The organism is Bartonella sp. EBT8 (assembly GCF_055796165.1).
The window spans coordinates 1-1,708 of the sequence record NZ_JBTTDJ010000062.1 but is presented as its reverse complement, the minus strand read 5'-3'; the positions used below and the strand labels follow the sequence as shown (position 1 = coordinate 1,708).

Annotated in this window: 2 pseudogenes; both read right to left on the bottom strand. The window is 42.1% G+C overall.

Annotated features, from left to right (window positions below):
* Window positions 1–896 (bottom strand): annotated as a pseudogene (locus tag AC0QT4_RS09030) (hypothetical protein); the annotation flags it as partial.
* Window positions 893–1,708: pseudogene (locus tag AC0QT4_RS09025) on the bottom strand (hypothetical protein); the annotation flags it as partial. The pseudogenes AC0QT4_RS09030 and AC0QT4_RS09025, both read right to left, overlap by 4 nt.

The following is a 1,708-nucleotide window of genomic DNA, read 5'->3' as shown; positions in this document are numbered from 1 at the left end:
AAAACAGCTCTTGCTGCCAAGCCCCCAAGGGAACCAAGCCCTGAACCAACAACACTTCCAAGCGCTGTCCCCCCTGCTCCCAAACCTACACCAAGTGCTGTACTTTGAAGTGTATGACCTAACCCTTCACCTTCACCAAATCCATGGAATGCACCAGATGCCGCCCCTACTTTAAGCAAATGCCCAAGGGATGTTTTGTCCGTTATACCTAAAAACGGTTTTGTTTTCGCTAACCACGGGCTTACTACCCCACCTATAGATTTCCCCAATTGTCCTGCCTTTGTTTGACCGCCTTTCAATAATAATTCACCTAATTTTGAAGTAGCATGAGGCGCTGCCCACCTCGCTAATCCCGCCGCCGCTCCTCCCCCTAACGTTGCAAGTGAAGGCAAAGCAGACCCTAATATATTTCCACCCAAAGACGTCCAATAATGCGTATCGCTCATCCTCTGTTGATAATCACGCCGTTTCTTAACTTCTTTGTCATACTTCTCTTCGGATTTCTTATCGCCATCCCACCAATATCTTGTCATCCCCCTGAAAAAAGACGGTATTGCCCAATCATCATCAGAATCGCGTCCTGCTGCTGTCATAGCCCCAAATTCGTCATCTAAACCAAAACTCAGACCATGCTTTAAAGAATTCCAAAAGGCTTCACTTTGTGTGATCTCTGGGGACTGTGGAACATCTTCATAAGAAGGATTGGCGTATTCTGAAACAGAACCAAGGTGGGTAAAATTTGGACCAAGTTCTGATAAGCGTTCTCGATTAGCCGCATATTCTGAAACAGAGCCAAGATGGGTAAAGTTTGGACCAAGTTCTGATATTTTTTTAACTTGATTGCTCGTAGCACCTAATGCACGACCAACTACAAGAGAATTATTATTGTTAATCATTGATCCCTCTTGTAAACTTGACCATTGTAAATAACCGTACTCCCAATAGGCATTCTATTAGCTTCCTCTATGCCGCTTACAGTTGGAAGATTTGCAACATTCCCTTGTGCCCCCGCATTATTGATACCGCCTTTATTTTCACCAAACAAAAAATTGTATTGTTTATCATTTAGTTTTAATAAAAAATCTTTTATTATCGTTAAACGCCGGCTAAGCTCTTGTGCAGACATATTTAAACTTATTGCACCTAAAGACTGTTTGAACAGATCCATGTCTTTATCACTAAGAGCACCAACACCCAACCTCCCGTCCTGTGACATTTGTTTCATGGTATCCATACGATCAAGCGATATACGACTTTTTATTGAGTCCACCATCTGTCGTACATCCGATTGCTGCGATGTTGGTGATATATAGCTAGCAAGTGTAACCCCAAGACCCGTCGAAAGATTGTTAAACTTATTGATGTATGCTTGCACACGATCAATATCATCTATCAAAGTTTTTGTGTGTGCCATGTGTACTTTATTCATCTGTTCACGATTTTTCATTTCGTCAGAGGCTTTACTACCCTCAGTTATGAGATATCTATATCCCCCTGGTGCATCAGGATCTTTCACAAGCATCCTACCGTCACTGGTAAATTGAGGATTATTGCTTCCACCACTAAGCTTTTGTCCCCAAAATGCATTAAGAGCAGCCTTATTTCCAGCTATAAAACGTGCTTCTTCTTCACTCATACCCTGTGATTTTAAATACTCTACTGTTTGGTTAATCTGCTGCCTTTCCTTATCGCCCTTATTAAGATGCTT